Raw genomic sequence first — 15,804 nt, 5'->3', positions numbered from 1 at the left:
CAGCGTGCTGATATAGCTCAGTCGGTAGAGCGCATCCTTGGTAAGGATGAGGTCGCCGGTTCGAATCCGGCTATCAGCTCCATGAACCTGGAGCACGTTGCATCAATGGGCCCTGGGTTTTTTTGTACCCATTTTGCGGTTTCAGCCGGTTCACAGCACCTGCACCTTGTATCACAGGACAGGGGAGAATGACATAGAGCGCAGGCATATTTCAGACGAAATACAGATACTGTTCACATAAGAAGACAGGAAGATTGCTTCCTGTCTTTTTTATGAAAAAAACTTTTGTATAACAGTATATAACAGTTGACAACAGTTTTACACTGTTATATACTGTTTGCGTTGAATCAACACATGAGAGGTCTGACCCCATGAACATCATTATTGATACCTATTCCATGATTCCCATATACGAACAGGTTGTTGCCTCGATCAAGCACATGATCCTGTCCGGGGAACTGGCGGAGAATGATCCGCTGCCATCGGTCCGCGTCCTGTCCCGGGACCTGAAGATCAGCGCCCTCACGGTGAAGAAAGCCTATGACGCGCTGGAAGAGGAAGGCCTGACAGCCACCATCCACGGGAAGGGGACCTACGTCTGCGCTCCGAACCGGTCCTTGATCCAGGAGGAACAGCGCCGGGATCTGGAACGGGATCTGGAGGCTGTGGCCGAAAAGGCGAAGCGGTACGGTGTGAGCCGGGAAGAACTCGCCAACATGCTCGATATCATCACGGAGGAATAATTCTGTATGCTGAAACTGACCAATCTGACCAAGAAATACCAGGACTTTACCCTGAACTGCTCGCTGGAGGTCCGGCCGGGCACCATTACCGGGTTTATCGGAGCAAACGGCGCCGGCAAAAGCACCACCTTCAAAGCGATTATGGGCCTGATCTCCAATGACGGCGGAGAAATGGAGCTGTTCGGAAACAACCGGCAGGCTCCAACGGTGGAAGACAAAAAGCGCATTGGCGCTGTGCTGGCGGAATCCTGCTTCAGCGGGGAACTGACGGTGAAAGATATATCCCGGGTGCTGGCCGCTTTTTATCCTTCCTTTGATAAGAAACTTTTCCTGGAAAAAGCAAGGGAGCTCTCCCTGCCGGAGAACAAGAGGATCAAGGAATTTTCCACCGGTATGAAGGCAAAAATCCGGGTGCTGAGTGCGATCTGCCATCAGGCGGAACTGCTGATCCTGGATGAACCCACAGCCGGCCTGGACGTGGTGGCAAGGGACCAGATCCTGGATCTGCTCCGGGAGTATGTGGCAGAGGATGAGAACCGCTCCATCCTGATCAGCTCCCATATCTCCGGAGACCTGGAACAGCTCTGCGACGACTTCTATATGATCGACAACGGGCAGATTATTTGCCATGAGGAAACTGACAGACTGCTGAGCGATTACGCGGTGCTGAAGGTCAGCGACAAGGACCTGGAGACGCTGGATAAGAGCTATATTCTGCGCAGGCGGAAGGAAGGCTTCGGCTGGAGCCTGCTGACCGACCAGAAGCGCTATTACGCTGAAAACTGTCCGGGAATGGTGGTTGAACGGATCACCATGGATGAATATATTATGATGATGCTCAAAGGAGAAACGCTATGAAAGGCTTACTGATAAAGGATTTCTGCCTGCTGCGGAATCAAAGGAAGATTCTGCCGGTTTACATCATGATGGCAGTATGGTTTACGGCCATGCACAACGACGGTTTCGGATTTCCTTATATGATGATGATGGCTTCCATTCTGACGATCAGTACCATCAGCTACGATGAGGTGGATCACAGCCTGACCCATCTGTTTACCCTTCCGTTTGAACGGAAGACCTATGTGACGGAAAAGTTCCTGCTGGGTGGCATCCTGATGGCAGCATCCCTTGTGTTTGCTATAGCCTGCTGCCTTGTGCGCACGCTCATCAGCCCGGACGGACAGGGAACAGATCTGGGTACGCTGATTCTCTTTTCCATCTGTGCCGGTGCGGTGATTGTTTCCCTGATGATCCCGATCCGGATTCGCTTCGGAGGCGACCAGGGCAGGATCATCCTGTATGCCATTATCGCCGGTATTGCGCTGATTGTGCTGCTGATTACAAAGGTGGCACCGGATCAGCAGACGGCGGTGACAGCATTCTTTGCACAGCTGGGTCAGACGGGACTCCTGCTGCTGGCGGCCGGGGTTGCGGTGATCATCACGGTCGTCGGTTATATCCTTGGCGTACGCTGGATGAAGAAGAAAGAGTTCTGAAAATAAAACACGGCCGGAGATTTCCCGGCCGTGTTTTTTGTTTATTTATAATTGGACGAGGTTGACAATTTGATTTTTGACAGGAGAAGTGTTACTATCATTATGTTGTATTGAAATGTATCAATACAACCGGTGAAAAGAATTATCGGAGGGATACACGTTGAAAGGGTTGCAGTCTGAAAGCTTCAGTCCGCTTTATCATCAGCTGATGCAGCGGATCCGGGGAGATATCGAGCGGGGAGTTTATCCCACTGGCAGCAAGATTCCACCGGAGCATGAACTGGAGAAGCTGTACCAGGTCAGCCGGGTGACGGTTCGCCGGGCACTTTCGGAGCTGACCTCGGAAGGTCTGCTGGAGAGGAAACAGGGCAAGGGTACCTTTGTGGCTTCCCCCAGGGGCTCCCTGCCGCTGAAGAATCTGCACAGCTTCCATGATTCCTGTAAGCTGAACAAGGTAAAGCCCTCCATTGACGTGATCCACGTCCGGGAAACGGAAGCGGACGCAAACGCCGTGGAAGAGCTGAACATGAGCCGGGGCGGCAAGGTGCTGGAAATCCTGCGGGTCTGCCGGGCGGACGGCGTGCCGGTGGTGCTGGAGCGGAATCATTTCTCCATGGCTTATGCCTGGCTGCAGGATCAGGACCTGAGCGGCAGCCTGTACAACCTGCTGCGGGAGTACGGCGTGGAGCCGAAGCTGGCGCTGCATGACGTATCCCTGAAGTTTGCGGACAAGGGCGAGGCGGAGCTGCTGGAGACGGAAGAGGGTACGCCCCTCATCTGCCTGCACGAGGTGATTTATGACCAGCGGGGACGGCCCCTGCATACCAATGTGCAGCTGATCCGTGGTGAACGTTTTGTGTTCACTATCTGATAATCCCGGGAAGAATATTGAGGAAAGATTTCAGGATATGGTACAATCCGGAGGAAGGGAGGCGTTCAATATGGATGAAGAAAAGACCCTCACTGCTGAGAAGACAAAGAAGCCCACGCTGTGGGATGGCGCCCTGAAAATGGTGAAGGGCGAAAATACAAATCAGCTGATTGAACAGTTCACGGCTGAAATGACCCTGGTGGCGGAAGGCCTGTGCGAGGACCAGACGAAACTGCGTAAAGAAGTGGACGGCCTGATGACCCAGGAGGATAAGCGGATCCAGAAGCTGGAGAGCACCATTAACCTGCTGGAGACGTCCCTGGAGGAAGAACGGAAGAACCATGACCAGGACGTGACCGAGTTGCGGAACCGGGTGTCCCAGCTGGAGAAACAGGCAAAAGTGACGGCGAAGGATAAGAAAAAGAGCCGGACCATTATCCGGGATCTGACCTGGCTGGTAGGGATTGCCGCCGCAGCGTGGGTGATTGTAACGATCATAAACGCTTTCTGTAAATGAAAGCATTTATGATCGTAATGAATAATGAATGCTGAATAATATGCGCCTTTCAGGCGTATCAAGGGATTCCTCCACGCGGCCTGCGGCCTTGGTCGGAATGACAAGCCTGTAAGGACGTTCGGCGGGAAGGAAAACACTATATAATTCTGAATTCTGAATTGTGAATTCTGAATTGAGGAACAACGACTGAAAGGAGTTGTTCGACGTGAAAACATACGAAGAACTTGTCAAGGAATATAGAAGGCGCCAGCACGATACCGTGGTGGATACGATTGCCACGGGGCTGACGTATGCGGATGAGATTGCGGTGGATACGGGACTTCTGGAGGAGACCGGACTGCTGACGGAACTGACAGAGAGCGTGACAGGGCTGCTGCCCTTTATGATTATCTCGGTGAGCGAAGGTTCCAAGGTGCTGCTGGGACGGAAGCCCGGAATGACCGGCCTGAAGGACGGTGCATACAGGATGGTGAAGACTGGCGCCGCCATGGGCGTCGGCGCGGCGGTAACCGGACTGACCGGTTTCTGGGCTGCGATTCCGGTGACTATGGGCGTGCGGGCTATCTTTGACCGGTACCGCAGCAAGGCCCTGACCGGGAAACGGGTGGAAGGCCGGATCAAGCGCCTGCAGGAGCTGAACAAGTTCATCCGCAGGCAGAAAACAACAGAAGAGGAAGCGGAACGTCTGCCGGAAGGAACCGGTACCGTGATTGCCGCAGCAGGTGAAATTCGATGAAGATTACCAAGATGCAGGGCCTGGGAAACGACTATATCTATGTGAACTGCTTTGAAGAAACCGTAAAGGATCCGGTCACACTGGCACAGAAAATCAGCGACCGTCATTTCGGCGTGGGATCAGATGGACTGGTGCTGATCATGCCCTGCGAGGAAGCGGACTTCCGGATGCGCATGTTCAACGCGGACGGAAGCGAAGCGGAGATGTGCGGAAACGCCTCCCGCTGCGTGGCCAAGTATATCCATGACCGGGGACTGAGCAACAAGGAAGAGATCAGTCTCATGACCGGGGCGGGTATCAAGATCCTCAAGCTGAATGTGAAGGACGGCGTCACCGAAAGCGTTCGGGTGGACATGGGTGAGCCGGAACTGGAAGGCCTGAAGATCCCGGTGAACGTGAACGCGAACCCGGTAATCGGCGCTCCGGTGGAAGCCCTGGGCAGGGAATACCGGATGACCTGCGTGAGCATGGGCAATCCCCATGCGGTGATCTTTGTGGATGACGCGGACAGCTTTGATGTGCACGGCGTGGGAGCCTCCATTGAGGTGAATCCGCTGTTCCCCCGGAAGACCAATGTTGAGCTTGTGACCGTGAAGGACCGGACCCACCTGCGGATGCGGGTATGGGAGCGGGGCAGCGGGGAAACCCTGGCCTGCGGCACCGGCGCCTGCGCAACCCTGGTGGCCACCGTGCTGAACGGATTGTGCGAAAGAAAAGCGGTCCTCGAGCTGAACGGAGGACCGCTTACCGTGGAGTGGGACGCTGAAACGAATCATGTGTTCCAGGAGGGTCCCGCCGCCTTTGTATTTGATACGGAGTACGAAGAATAATCAGTATTTCATGACCATGTCCAGGATGCCGCTGTCCGTCAGGTCGTCCAGCAGGCTCTGGCAGGCTGAAGTGGGAGCGGCTTCCACGAATTTGAAGATGCTGTCGATCATTTTCGGCAGTACATTGTGCCTGAATGCAGCCAGGGACTGTTCGTTGAAGGAAAAGACGTTATAAACGCCATCCAGATCTTTATGCATATAGTTCGGGATATCCCGTAATTCCGCCGGAACCAGGGTTCCGGTACAGCGGAAGATTTCTTCGGATTCCGATTCTTCCTGACGCAGCTTGCGTACAGAGAGGATCAGGGATCCGTCTTTTTTTGTTTCTCCATGGATCTTTGTGCTGAAATGCGGGAACAGTTTCTCCTGGAGGTTGATCATGATGTTGAAATCCGATTCGGCAGGCAGGGAAACAGGAAGTCTCTCGGTTTCCACAACAAGATCAAGCAAACCGGCAGGGAAGGTCGTTTCCTGCATGGCGCCGGACTCACCGTAATCGTCGTAAAAGCCGTGATCTGATTCATCCTCATCATAATAGAATTCAGTCTCATCCGAGAAATCATCATATGAACTGTCAGATTGAACGGCGGATGTTTGCCTGGTATTGGCAGGAATCGGATCATCAGTGGCGACAATATAGGGATCGCGCATGAGGGAAGCCTCCAGCCTGAAAGAAAGGGTGGAAGCGTCTTTTGTATCTGAATAGGTTAAACTGGGGACATACTGGTTTTCAGAGGAAGGCAGGGTCACGGCGAGTGTAAGGCCTTCGTCGGTTTCCTGGCGGGAGAAAAGCACCTCTTTTCCGGATGTCGTCCAGGTTTGGGAACCATCGTGTATTTTGATTGTAACAGGTTTACATCCGTTGGTTATTTTTTCGATATATTCCGGTATATGTGACAGTTCTATTTCCACAGCATCGTGTGCTTTGTCGGAACCATCAGCAAGCGCTGTAATCCAGCGCAGGAGATCAGGATTTGTCGTAAACTCTTCAGACCAGCGTTCGGTCAGGGTGCGGAGCTGTTTGGTTGTTATTTTACCGCTTTCGGTATAGGTGCCGATCACGTTATGCCAGACGTTGGCAGGGCCGGAAAAAGCATATGCGGTGGTAAGCGGATAGAGATAGGCCAGATAGGGAAGCGGAATACCCAGCGTTGTTTTCGCTTTAACTGAAAACTCCAGAAAGGCTACCATGTTCAGCAGGAGTACTTCGTCCTGAATCAGCGGGGAGGTAATGAAGACGCGTTGCTCTGTGCCGTAAATGCGGAAAGGGAAGGTCAGGGAAGGTTTGTCTGTGAAATACAGCTCGGCGTCCAGCTCGAAGGACTCTGTGCTGCGGGTCCAGGCAACATTGCCCCGGAGCCCCAGCTTGTTGATGAGCGCTGCATAGCCGGCCATCCGGGAACGCATCAGCTTCGGGAAGGATTGCGCGTTCATGGAAAAGGTGAAGTCAAAATCGAAGCTGTAATTGTCCTCGGCCTGGACGCTTTCCGCAGGAGCCAGGGAAGGAATCAGCAGGAGCAGGGCACAGAGCAGGCAAAGAAAACGCTGTTTCATAGGAGAAACATCCTTTCAGCGGAAATCAGTCAGATATAGTAACGGATGAAAAGTCAGTCGTCATCCACAACAGACCAGATATTGGGGTCATTCTGGTAAGTCCGGTTATATTCTTCTTCCAGCAGCTGCTGGGTTTCCCGGTTGGCAACGCCGATGACCCGCAGCCCCCGGGCTTCCTGGTAGGCGCGGAGCGCCTCGGTGGTGGAATCTGTGAAGCGGCCGGTGACCAGATCGGCCCGCAGGAACCCCAGGTAGGCGAGGCGCTCCTGCAGCTGGCGGACCTTCTCGCCCTGGTTGCCGAAGACCATGGTGGTGTCCGCCACCTCGCGAACGGTGCCGTAACCGAGAATGGAGGGACTGTTCAGTTCATAGGTGTTCCGGGCTACGGCAGAGGGATTGTTGCCCTCGATGACGTGAACCGTGACAGTGCCGCCGGGGCGGTCTTCCGTACAGTATTCCACCAGGGCCACATGCTCCGTGTCGGTGCCGCCGCCCCAGTTGAAGAATACCCAGTCTCCCGGCTGAGGAACATAGTCTCCGGATTTGATGAAGGTATCCTGTCCCTTCAGCCACTGATATCCCCAGCCGTCCACTTTGCCCTTGCGGACCACATAGCGGCCGTTGCGCACGAAGAAGTTCCGTCCGGTATTGGAAGAGGTGTAGAAGGGATAGACGTTCCGGAGCAGGGAAGTGCCCCAGCGCTGATCCACCTGATCCACACACCAGCAGAGGAATTCCGCGCACCACTGGGCGGCAGGATCTCCTGCCCAGGCGCCGTACTTGGATCGGCCGTGATCTTCCGTATAACCTATTTCTTCCGTGGCGACTTCCAGCAGATGTTCCACATAGTCCGGTACGGGCCATGCGGGATCAATGCGTCTGTCATCCGCCAAGGCGGATGATATGGTCAGCAGAAGGATAAACAGAAATGAGAGGAGTCGTTTATAATTCATAATTCAATATCATTTCACTGCAAAATGACGCAAAAATGTGTTTGATCGTTTAGCTATGTATGCAGCTAAAGCGTACTTATCTATTATACAGGAAATGAAGGCATAAAACAAGGCGGACGCGATTGCGTCCGCCTTGATAACACCATGTGAAATTACTTGATTTCGACGGTGGCGCCAACAGCCTTGAACTGCTCGGCGATCTTTTCGGCTTCTTCCTTGGAGACAGCTTCCTTGATGGTCTTGGGAGCGGACTCAACGATGTCCTTAGCTTCCTTCAGGCCCAGGCCGGAAACGACTTCACGGACAACCTTGATGACCTTGATCTTCTCAGCGCCGGCATCCTTCAGCACGACGTCGAATTCGGTCTTTTCTTCTTCAGCAGCGGCAGCAGCACCACCGGCAGCGGGGCCACCGGCAACGGCGATAGCGCCGGTCACGCCGAACTTTTCTTTCATAGCGTCAACGAGTTCTTTAACCTGAAGCAGAGTCATAGACTCAATGGCTTCGAGAATTTCCTGATTAGTCATTTTCTTTTTCCTCCATTTTTTTTCGTCATGCGGCTCTTTCTAGGCCGCTGTTGTCATCAGGCAGCTTCCTTCTTCTCGGCAATCTGCTCGAGAACGGAAACCAGGGCAGATACGGGGGAGACCAGGCAGCCCACCATGGTGGCCAGCAGCTCTTCCCGGCTGGGGGTAGCGGCCAGTTCTTTGATGGCCTTGACGTCGATTACTTCGGTGCCCATCAGGCCGCCCTTGATTTCCAGGGAGGTCAGCTTGTTCTTCTCAATGAACTGAGAAATGATCTTGGGACCGGCAGTCACGTCCTTGTCACTGAACACAAAGGCGTTGGGGCCTTCCAGCAGGCTCTCCAGACCCTCGATATTCAGCTCCTGCAGGGCACGGTTCACCAGGCGGTTCTTCAGAACACAGTAGTGAACATCGCTCTCACGGCACTGCTTACGCAGCTCGGTCACCTGTTCAACGGTCAGACCGCTGTAGGAAACCACCATCATGCACTCGGCATTCTTCAGCTTCTCAACAATGTCAGAAACGACCTGCTTTTTTGCTTCCAGATTCGCGCTCATCTTCTTGCGCACCTCATTCCTGGCTTGAAATTAAAGAAACCCTTGCGTGCAGGCGCAAGGGAATAATTACGAAATCCACTTACACCTCGGCAGGCGGGAAACCCCTTTAAATCTTGCGATACCGGCTGTCTACGGCACTGGTTTCTTCGAAACCGGGACATAGAATAACATACATATTGAAGAAAGTCAAGCGGCAGGAAACAATAATTAAATGAGTCCGTCAGATGCCAGATGAGTTTTTTGTTGGGATCAAGCCCAGATTTTGAAGGTTTAGTGGCGCTAAATCGAAAAAGCTGAGCGCAGATAACAGCAAAAAAGACTCTGGCAGATGGGCGGGGGAATTAATTATTGGTTCCGTGAATGAAATACAGCGCATACTGCGCTGCATGAAATATTGCGGCCAGGGCCGCAATGTGAAATATGTGTCTTCGACACATGTGAAATATCCGACTGACGTCGGATGCGATAGAGACTCTTCTATATAAATGAGATATTGAGTCGAGGGGAAAGTGTTACATGCATCATTTCATGAATTTGTAATATATGGGAGAATAATTGCCAGATATTTTTGGAAAATTGTGTAGATAAATCGCCAAAACGCTATATATAGCGTAGATAGAGACAAATGTGTGAATATGTTTTACGGAACAATGTTGACATCTTAATATATTTGTAATAAAATAACCATGAATTATCCTAGGAAGGTGGGTGAGCGGAATGAAGAAATGGAAGATCGTAACCATTCTTACGATCCTTCTCTGTATGCTCCCATTCTATGCTGCCCTCGCCAAGACCGGTAAAGTGACAGCTTCCGCCCTGAACATGCGTGAGAAAGCGGACTCCAAAAGTGATGTGGTTCGTGTGCTGCATGAAGGGGACAAAATCACCATCAACGATACCTCGGGAGGCTGGTACAAAGTATCCATCGGAAAAGATACTGGCTATGTCAGTAAGAAATACGTTGAGGTTTCATCGGACGATTCCAAATCATCCAATAAATCTGACGACAGCAAGAAGTCTGATAAAAAGACTGATAAAAAAGAAGAAAACAAGAAATCTGATGGTACCTGCGGTCCGGGCGATACAGGGGACGCTGTAAAAAAGGTACAAAAGAAACTGAAGAAGCTGGGGTATTACTCCGGCAGTATTGATGGTGATTACGGAAATGGCACAAAGAAAGCCGTAAAGAATTTCCAGAAACGCAACGGACTGGATGACGACGGCAAGTGCGGAAAGAAAACCTTGGCGAAGCTGAACTCCTCTGACGCGAAGAAAGCGGACAGCAAAACCTCCGGTTCTGATTCAGACGGAACGCTGAAGACGGAACGGCTCAACTGGTTTAACGGCGGCAGCAGCAAGATCCCGAAAGGCGCGACCTTCAAGGTCAAGGACATCAAGACCGGAAAGGTATTCACCGCTAAGCGGTGGAGTGGCGCCAATCATCTGGACGCCGAGCCGAACAGCAAGGACGATACTTCGACCATGAAGGACATCTACGGTCACTGGAGCTGGAAGCGCCGGGCTGTGTTGGTAAAGTATGACGGCCATGTGTACGCGGCTTCCATGAATGGAATGCCCCACGGAACACAGACCATCAAGGACAACAACTTTGACGGACACTTCTGCATTCACTTCTACGGCAGCAAGACCCACGGAACCAAGAAAGTGGATGAAATGCACCAGAACTGCGTAGCAGAAGCAATGAAACATTCGTGGTAATAATAAGGAAGATGAGTGTGAAAGCGCTCATCTTTTCTTTTAAATGAAATATTGCTTCGCAATATGAAATATACGACTTTCGTCGCATGTGATATTTACCTTCATAGCAGAAGAGTAACTTACACATCCGGACGTTAGTCCGGATATTTCACATTCAGGCGAAGCCTGAATATTTCATATCGGCCGCAGGCCGATATTTAATTTAACTGTTTTGATTGACAGACAAGCCCTGGAAGCTTATTATTTCTAGCAGATTTAACAAGCTCGGAGGGAAAACAGATGGAACGGGTATATGCTCAGGAAGTCGGACAGCATATTGATGAAGTAGTGAAAGTCCAGGGTTTTGTGGAAAACATCCGCAACAGCAAAGCCATGGCTTTTATTGTATTGAAGGATATTACGGGCAAGATCCAGATCACCCTGGAGAAAGAGCCGAATCCTCAGCTGGCGGAGATCGTGGATACCATTACCCAGGATTCTGTGATCACCGTATCCGGCAAAGCTGTGAAGAACGAGTATGTAAAGATGGGCGGCATCGAGATCCTGCCGGACGAAATCCTGGTGGAAAGCATCGCGAACGCCCTGCCAATCGTCCGCAAGGATATCCCGGCCACCAAGAAAAAGCAGGCCGTGGAGCGCTCCAGCATTGACCAGCGGATCGACTACCGCTGGATTGACCTGCGCACGGATGAGAACCAGCTGATGTTCAAGGCGCAGACCGTGCTGGTGAATGCCCTGCGGCAATACCTGCTGAAGAAGAACTTTATTGAGATTCATACGCCCAAGCTGATCGGTGCGGCCAGCGAAAGCGGCGCCGACGTGTTTGAGGTGAAATACTTTGACCGGAAGGCCTACCTGGCCCAGAGTCCCCAGTTCTATAAGCAGATGGCCATGGCCGCCGGCTTTGAGCGGATCTTTGAGTGCGGCCCTGTGTTCCGGGCGGAGAAATCCTTTACCAGCAAGCACACCACGGAGTTCACCGGCTTCGACCTGGAGTTCAGCTACATCACCTCTTTCCGTGACGTGATGAAGATGGAAGAGGAACTGCTGAAGGCGGCCCTGACCGAAGTGAAGGCAGCCTATGGTGACCAGATCCAGGAACTCTTCGGTAAGGAAGTCATCGTGCCTGAAACGCCCTTCCCGGTGGTGAAACTGCGGGATCTGTATGATGCGCTGGAAAAGGAATTCGGCTATTCCGTGCCGGAGTCCGAAAAGGGTGACCTGACAACCGAGGCGGAAAAACTCAGCTACGAGTGGGTGAAGAAACACTATAACCACGAGTTCCTCTTCGTCACCGATTATGACGCGGAAAAGCGGGCTTTCTATCACATGCGGGATGAGAACGGCGTGCCCCAGGGTTATGACCTGATCTGGCGCGGCGTGGAAATCACCACCGGCGCCCAGCGCGAACATCGCTATGATGTGCTGAAGAAGCAGGCGCAGGAAAAGGGCCTGGACAAGGATGTGGAGTTCTATCTCGAGTTCTTCGCCTATGGCTGCCCGCCCCACGGCGGCTTCGGCATCGGCGTGGACCGGCTGACCATGCTGCTTCTGGGCCTGCCGATCAAGGAAGCCATGTTTATATTCAGAGGACCGACAAGGCTGACACCGTAAGGATGTAAATGAAATATTCGTCTTCGACGAATATGAAATATTGGCCTGCGGCCAATGTGAAATATGGCGTCGCAAGCGACACCATGTGAAATATCCGCCTGTCGGCGGATGTGATAATTACTTAAACTGCCTGAAAAGAGAACAAGAGTATATATCATATGCGGCCTGTTGGCCGCATATTTCACATTTGACGGAGTCAAATATTTCATATCGGCTGGAAGCCGATATTTCACTTTCCTGTAAGGAAACATTGTGCTATAATTTTCTCTGTATATTTTTAAGGGGGAAAGTCACCATGTTAACTCAGGCACCCAAGGGGACGCGGGACATACTGCCCGCTGACAGCTATCGCTGGCAATTCATCGAAGACAAGATGCGCAAGGCCGCCGCTCTGGCTGGCTATCGTGAATCACGCACGCCTGTTTTCGAGCATACGGAACTGTTCTTGCGCGGCATTGGGGATACGACGGATGTGGTCCAGAAGGAAATGTACACCTTCGAGGATAAGGGCAAGCGTTCTGTCACCCTGAAGCCGGAAGGCACAGCCGGCGCTGTGCGCAGCTTCCTGGAGCATAACCTGTATGCCGAGCCGCTGCCCTGCAAGCTGTACTATATTTATTCACCCCACTTCCGTTATGAGAATCCTCAGAACGGCCGCCTGCGGGAGCATCACCAGTTTGGTATGGAGTGCTTCGGCGCGAAGGAAGCTACCGTGGATGCGGAGCTGATCCTGACGGCCTATCATCTGCTGCAGGATCTGGGTGTTGGAAACCTGAGCGTGGAAATCAACTCCATCGGCTGCCGGAACTGCCGGCCGGAGTATCATAAGCGTCTGAAGGAATTCCTGGGAGAGCGGATCCACGAAATGTGTCCCACCTGCCAGGAACGCTTTGAGCGGAATCCGCTCCGCGTGCTGGACTGTAAGGAAAAGCACTGCCAGGAGCTGACCAAGGACGCGCCCAGCATGCTGGATCTGCTGTGTGATGAGTGCAAGGATCACTTTGAGCAGCTGAAGAAGTGCCTGGACGGCAGCGGTATTCCGTACCGCGTCAATCCCCGGATTGTCCGCGGCCTGGACTACTACACCAAGACCGTGTTTGAACTTGTGACCGAAACGCCGGACGGCAAGCTGACGGTTTGCGGCGGCGGACGGTATGACAACCTGGTGGAGGAAATCGGCGACCAGAGCATTCCGGCCGTTGGCTTCGGCATGGGCGAGGAGCGCGTGCTGATGCTGCTGGAGGCGGAAGGCGTTGAGATTCCGAAGCCGGAATGGTATGAAGTGTTTGTTACCTACATGGGTGAGAACAAGCAGCATGCCTTCTCCTTGGTGCAACAGCTGCGCGCTGCCGGCATCAAGGCGGATATGGATCACTGCGGACGCAGCCTGAAGGCCCAGTTCAAGTTTGCCAATAAGACCGGCGCGCCCGTGACCGCGGTCATCGGTGATGATGAGGCGGCCCAGGGTCTCGTGAAGCTGAAGAAGATGGCGGATGGCACGGAGAAGACCGTACCTGTTAGTGAAGCGGCTGAAGCGATTCGCGAGATGAAGGAATAATATCAAGGGATTCCTCGACTCCACTTCGTTACGCTCGGAATGACATTTCCAGAACGTTAGGGCATGGGATAAAACGATTCTATAGGGGGCGTGTCCTCGGGAGGAGATTTCTCCACTCCCTTCGGTCGGTCGAAATGACAATCATAGCGTTATGGATAAATCATGACGCAAAGATAATTGGTGGAGTAACTAACACGTTCGCTCCTCATAGGAGCGAACATATCACTTTCGGCGAAGCCGAAAATATCATATTTGCGTTAAGCAAATATATCATGTTGCGAAGCAACATATCATTATTAATTCTACGAAGGAGAATTAATGTTTTATGCAGTACCGTACCCATACATGTAACGAACTCCGTTTAACAGATGCCGGCAAGCAGGTCCGTTTGAGCGGCTGGATGGAAAACATTCGTGAGGTCAGCGGCAACCTGGCCTTCATTGTGCTGCGGGACTTCTATGGTTATACGCAGCTGGTGGTGGAGGATGAGAAGATCCTGCAGGTTTTCCGGAACCTGAACAAGGAGAGCGTGGTTTCTGTCACCGGTACGGTGCGGGAGCGCGCCAGCAAGAACCCGAAGATGGATACCGGCGACATTGAGGTCGTGCCGGACAGCGTGGACGTGCTGGGCAAGTGCCGGTATAACGCGCTGCCGTTCCAGATCAGCCGCAGCACCGAGGCGGATGAGAACATCCGGCTGAAGTACCGCTACCTGGATCTGCGCAATCCGGACGTGAAGAAGAACATCATCATGCGCTGCAATGTGGTCAGCGCCCTGCGCCAGGCCATGACTGCCCACGGCTTCCTGGAAATCACCACGCCGATCCTGACCGCGTCTTCTCCGGAAGGCGCCCGGGACTACCTGGTGCCGGCCCGCAAGCATCCGGGCATGTTCTATGCTCTGCCCCAGGCTCCGCAGCAGTTCAAGCAGCTGCTGATGACCAGCGGCTTCGACAAGTATTTCCAGATCGCTCCCTGCTTCCGCGATGAGGACGCCCGCGGCGACCGCAGCCCTGGCGAGTTCTATCAGCTGGATATGGAAATGGCTTTTGCCACCCAGGAGGATGTGTTCGCTGTCATCGAGGACGTGCTGCCTCCGGTGTTTGCAAAGTACGGTACCTATAATACCGCGTCCGCCGCGCCCTTCCGCCGCATTCCGTACCTGGAAGCAATGGAAACTTACGGCAGCGACAAGCCCGACCTGCGCATTGACCTGACCGTGACGGACGTGACGGCGCTGCTGGGCAAGTGCGGCTTCGGCCCCTTCGAAGGCAATATCATCAAGGCGATCCCGGTGACCAACTTCAATGCCACCCGCAAGCAGATCGACAAGCTGATTGCGGACGTGGAAGTGGTCAGCGGCAACAAGAGCTACTGGTTCCGCCTGGACGAGAACGGCGAGATCGTCGGCGGTATCGCCAAGTTCCTGCAGGAGAACAAGGAAGAGATCATCAGCGCACTGAACCTGAAGCCCAACACCTTTGTGGCGCTGAGCGCCGGCAGCAAGGGCGCGGCCCAGAAGACTGCCGGCGTGCTGATCAAGAAGCTGGGCGAAATGTGCCCGGATCATATGGATAAGGAAAAGTACGAATTCTGCTGGATCGTGGACTTCCCGATGTACGAGATCGGCGAGGAAAGCGGCGAGCTGGAGTTCTGCCACAATCCCTTCTCCATGCCTAACGGCGGCCTGGAAATCCTGGAAAAGGCTTCCCGCGGCGAGGTGGATCCGCTGTCCATCACCGCTTACCAGTATGACCTGGTGGTCAACGGCGTGGAGCTGTCCTCCGGCGCGGTGCGGAACCATGATCCGGAGATCATGATCAAGGCCTTTGAACTGGTGGGCCTGGGCGAGGAGGACGTGAAGTCCAAGTTCCCGGCCATGTACAACGCCTTCTGCTACGGCGCGCCGCCGCACGCCGGTATCGCTCCCGGTGTGGACCGCATGGTGATGCTGCTGGCCGCCGCTGAGACCATCCGTGAAGTTATCCCGTTCCCGATGACCAAGAACGCCCAGGATATCATGATGGGCGCCCCCGGCACCGTGGAGCAGAAACAGCTGGATGAACTGCATATTGCCATCGTCAAGGACGAGGACGAGCAGTTGTCATAATGCGCGGATTCTGGTATAA

The 15,804-nt window shown here is 53.2% G+C and carries 15 protein-coding genes, 1 tRNA gene and 1 other annotated feature; of the genes, 12 read left to right on the top strand and 4 right to left on the bottom strand.

Features of this window, described 5'->3' with window-relative positions:
* Positions 1-6 precede the first annotated feature (6 nt).
* The 8 genes from JYE49_RS06100 to dapF all read left to right on the top strand — a co-directional run bounded on the left by JYE49_RS06100 (position 7) and on the right by dapF (position 5,193).
* A tRNA-Thr gene (locus JYE49_RS06100) sits at positions 7-82 on the top strand.
* Positions 83-371: 289 nt separating this feature from the next.
* Positions 372-743 carry a GntR family transcriptional regulator gene (locus tag JYE49_RS06095; protein ID WP_093958569.1) on the top strand — a complete coding sequence of 124 codons (372 nt, stop codon included), beginning with the start codon at positions 372-374 and terminating at the stop codon, positions 741-743.
* Between the two features lie 6 nt (positions 744-749).
* Positions 750-1,601: an ABC transporter ATP-binding protein gene (locus JYE49_RS06090; protein WP_093958568.1), complete on the top strand. Its 852-nt coding sequence runs from the start codon at positions 750-752 to the stop codon at positions 1,599-1,601.
* On the top strand, positions 1,598-2,239 hold the full coding sequence (locus JYE49_RS06085; RefSeq protein WP_093958567.1) for an ABC-2 transporter permease: 642 nt from the start codon (positions 1,598-1,600) through the stop codon (positions 2,237-2,239). The genes JYE49_RS06090 and JYE49_RS06085 overlap by 4 nt, the downstream gene beginning before the upstream one ends.
* Before the next feature lie 160 nt (positions 2,240-2,399).
* Positions 2,400-3,110 (top strand): GntR family transcriptional regulator, encoded by a 711-nt coding sequence (locus JYE49_RS06080; RefSeq protein ID WP_093958566.1) that lies wholly within the window; start codon positions 2,400-2,402, stop codon positions 3,108-3,110.
* Positions 3,111-3,180: 70 nt separating this feature from the next.
* Positions 3,181-3,627, top strand: coding sequence for a hypothetical protein (locus tag JYE49_RS06075; protein WP_093958565.1), 447 nt, complete (start codon positions 3,181-3,183; stop codon positions 3,625-3,627).
* Between the two features lie 205 nt (positions 3,628-3,832).
* The gene (locus JYE49_RS06070) at positions 3,833-4,363 is read left to right on the top strand and encodes a hypothetical protein (RefSeq protein ID WP_093958564.1); all 531 of its coding nucleotides are present in this window, start codon (positions 3,833-3,835) and stop codon (positions 4,361-4,363) included.
* The gene (dapF, locus tag JYE49_RS06065) at positions 4,360-5,193 is read left to right on the top strand and encodes a diaminopimelate epimerase (protein ID WP_093958563.1); all 834 of its coding nucleotides are present in this window, start codon (positions 4,360-4,362) and stop codon (positions 5,191-5,193) included. Before JYE49_RS06070 ends, dapF begins: the two co-directional genes overlap by 4 nt.
* Here the strand turns inward: dapF and JYE49_RS06060 are convergent, their stop codons facing one another.
* The 4 genes from JYE49_RS06060 to rplJ all read right to left on the bottom strand — a co-directional run bounded on the left by JYE49_RS06060 (position 5,194) and on the right by rplJ (position 8,784).
* Positions 5,194-6,747 (bottom strand): hypothetical protein, encoded by a 1,554-nt coding sequence (locus tag JYE49_RS06060; protein ID WP_093958562.1) that lies wholly within the window; start codon positions 6,745-6,747, stop codon positions 5,194-5,196. It abuts the gene before it with no gap.
* 53 nt (positions 6,748-6,800) lie between these two features.
* Complete coding sequence (locus JYE49_RS06055; RefSeq protein WP_093958561.1) at positions 6,801-7,700, bottom strand: peptidoglycan-binding protein; 900 nt, start codon at positions 7,698-7,700, stop codon at positions 6,801-6,803.
* A 152-nt stretch (positions 7,701-7,852) separates the two neighbouring features.
* On the bottom strand, positions 7,853-8,227 hold the full coding sequence (gene rplL, locus JYE49_RS06050; RefSeq protein ID WP_093958560.1) for a 50S ribosomal protein L7/L12: 375 nt from the start codon (positions 8,225-8,227) through the stop codon (positions 7,853-7,855).
* A gap of 56 nt (positions 8,228-8,283) precedes the next feature.
* Complete coding sequence (gene rplJ / locus JYE49_RS06045; protein ID WP_093958559.1) at positions 8,284-8,784, bottom strand: 50S ribosomal protein L10; 501 nt, start codon at positions 8,782-8,784, stop codon at positions 8,284-8,286.
* A 24-nt stretch (positions 8,785-8,808) separates the two neighbouring features.
* Positions 8,809-8,937: a sequence feature (ribosomal protein L10 leader region), on the bottom strand.
* A 564-nt stretch (positions 8,938-9,501) separates the two neighbouring features.
* Between rplJ and JYE49_RS06040 the strand changes: the two genes are divergently transcribed.
* From JYE49_RS06040 to aspS (JYE49_RS06025), 4 genes are all read left to right on the top strand, one after another.
* A complete protein-coding gene (locus JYE49_RS06040; protein ID WP_283399483.1) occupies positions 9,502-10,503 on the top strand; it encodes a peptidoglycan-binding protein in 1,002 nt (333 codons plus the stop codon).
* Between the two features lie 279 nt (positions 10,504-10,782).
* Positions 10,783-12,117 (top strand): aspartate--tRNA(Asn) ligase, encoded by a 1,335-nt coding sequence (gene aspS, locus JYE49_RS06035; RefSeq protein ID WP_093958558.1) that lies wholly within the window; start codon positions 10,783-10,785, stop codon positions 12,115-12,117.
* Between the two features lie 295 nt (positions 12,118-12,412).
* Positions 12,413-13,675 carry a histidine--tRNA ligase gene (gene hisS, locus JYE49_RS06030; RefSeq protein WP_093958557.1) on the top strand — a complete coding sequence of 421 codons (1,263 nt, stop codon included), beginning with the start codon at positions 12,413-12,415 and terminating at the stop codon, positions 13,673-13,675.
* A 325-nt stretch (positions 13,676-14,000) separates the two neighbouring features.
* Positions 14,001-15,785, top strand: a complete 1,785-nt coding sequence (gene aspS / locus JYE49_RS06025) for an aspartate--tRNA ligase (protein WP_093958556.1) — start codon at positions 14,001-14,003, stop codon at positions 15,783-15,785.
* Positions 15,786-15,804 lie beyond the last annotated feature (19 nt).

Source organism: Aristaeella hokkaidonensis (assembly GCF_018128945.1).
Classification (GTDB): domain Bacteria; phylum Bacillota; class Clostridia; order Christensenellales; family Aristaeellaceae; genus Aristaeella; species Aristaeella hokkaidonensis.
Note: the sequence above shows the minus strand (reverse complement) of the source record. Positions and strands in the feature narration are given on the sequence as shown.